Here is a 1,361-nt window from a genome sequence, read left to right as displayed (position 1 = left end):
CCTGCGCAGCCGGACCGCGTTCGCGGCCGGGCACGTCGCGGGCACGGTGAACTTCGGCCTTGACGGCTCGTTCGTCACCTACCTCGGTTGGCTCATCCCCTGGGGCACGCCCGTGACGCGTGGTGGGCGACCACCGCCGAGGACGTCGCCGAGGCGCAGCGCGAACTGGTCCGCATCGGCATCGACCGCCCGGCCGCGATGGCCACCGGCCGGCCAGAGGACTGGGCGGGAGGCGAGCCGTTGCGCCGCTTTCCCACGGCGACCTTCGCCGACCTCGCCGCCGAGTCGGCCCGGGACCCGAGGACCGTCGTCCTCGACGTGCGCCGGAAGCAGGAGCGCGCAGAACAGCACATCGCCGGCTCCACGCACATCCCGATCCACGAGGTGCTGGACCGCCTCGACGAGATCCCGGCAGACCCGATCTGGGCGCACTGCGCCGGTGGTTACCGCGCCGGTGTGGTGGCCGCCCTGCTCGACGCCCACGGGTTCGGCGTCGTGGCGATCGACGACACCTTCGACAACGCAGGCCCTGCCGGTCTGCCCCTCATTTCCGCCCCGGAACATCAGGAGATCCACGCATGACGCGGCACCTCGGCACGGTTGACGGCCCATCGCTGCAGGAACGTCTCGACGCCGGCATCCCCGCCCCGCGCCTGATCGACGTCCGCACGTCCGGGGAGTTCGAGGCCGGGCACATCCGCGGCGCCGTCAACGTGCCGCTGGACGTGCTCAAGGAGCGGTTGGACGACCTGTGTCCCCTGTTGCGAGGCCAGGACGTCGTTTTGGTCTGCCGATCGGGACAGCGCGCCGGCCAGGCACAGGAGGCACTGGCCGGAGCAGGCCTCGGCCACAGCGAGGTGCTCGCCGGCGGCATCGTCGAGTGGGAGCGGGCCGGCGGGGAACTCGACCGCGGCCGCCAGGTGTGGGAGCTGGAACGCCAGGTCCGCTTCGTCGCAGGCGGAATGGTCCTCGCGGCCGTGCTCGCCAGCGTCGCCGTGCCGCAGGCGAAGTGGCTGGCGGCTCTGATCGGGGGCGGGTTGGTCGTCGCGGCCTTGTCGAACACCTGCGCTTTGGGCATGGCATTGGCTCGGATGCCGTGGAACCGCCGCCGCGGCGAGTCGCCGATCGACCGGCTCATCGCGGACAGGTGACCCGATGCTGATGCTGACCGTCGTGCTCGCCGTCGTCGTCGGGATCACCTTGGGCCTGCTCGGCGGCGGCGGGTCGATCCTCATGGTGCCGCTGCTGGTCTACGTGGCCGGCATGGACACCAAGGAGGCCATCGCCGCCTCTCTGGTGGTCGTCGGCGTCACGTCGGCGGTCGGCGTCCTCGGGCACGCCCGCGCCGGACGGGTCCGCTG

The 1,361-nt window shown here is 72.2% G+C and carries 3 protein-coding genes; all 3 read left to right on the top strand.

The window, feature by feature from the left end:
- Positions 1-87 precede the first annotated feature (87 nt).
- Complete coding sequence (locus FXN61_RS49450) at positions 88-582, top strand: rhodanese-like domain-containing protein (RefSeq protein WP_223165925.1); 495 nt, start codon at positions 88-90, stop codon at positions 580-582.
- The gene (locus FXN61_RS49445; protein WP_167980641.1) at positions 579-1,151 is read left to right on the top strand and encodes a rhodanese-like domain-containing protein; all 573 of its coding nucleotides are present in this window, start codon (positions 579-581) and stop codon (positions 1,149-1,151) included. The genes FXN61_RS49450 and FXN61_RS49445 overlap by 4 nt, the downstream gene beginning before the upstream one ends.
- 4 nt (positions 1,152-1,155) lie before the next feature.
- A partial coding sequence (locus FXN61_RS49440; RefSeq protein ID WP_167980640.1) for a TSUP family transporter occupies positions 1,156-1,361 on the top strand: 206 nt, incomplete at its 3' end.

The sequence above is a fragment of the Lentzea indica genome (assembly GCF_012184385.1).
Lineage (GTDB): Bacteria > Actinomycetota > Actinomycetes > Mycobacteriales > Pseudonocardiaceae > Lentzea > Lentzea indica.
This window is presented reverse-complemented; position numbering and strand designations above follow the sequence as displayed.

What these genes read in the sequence shown, in the direction of transcription:
- FXN61_RS49445 (WP_167980641.1), top strand. Translation starts at nt 579, where the DNA reads ATGACGCGGCACCTCGGCACGGTTGACGGCCCATCGCTGCAGGAACGT.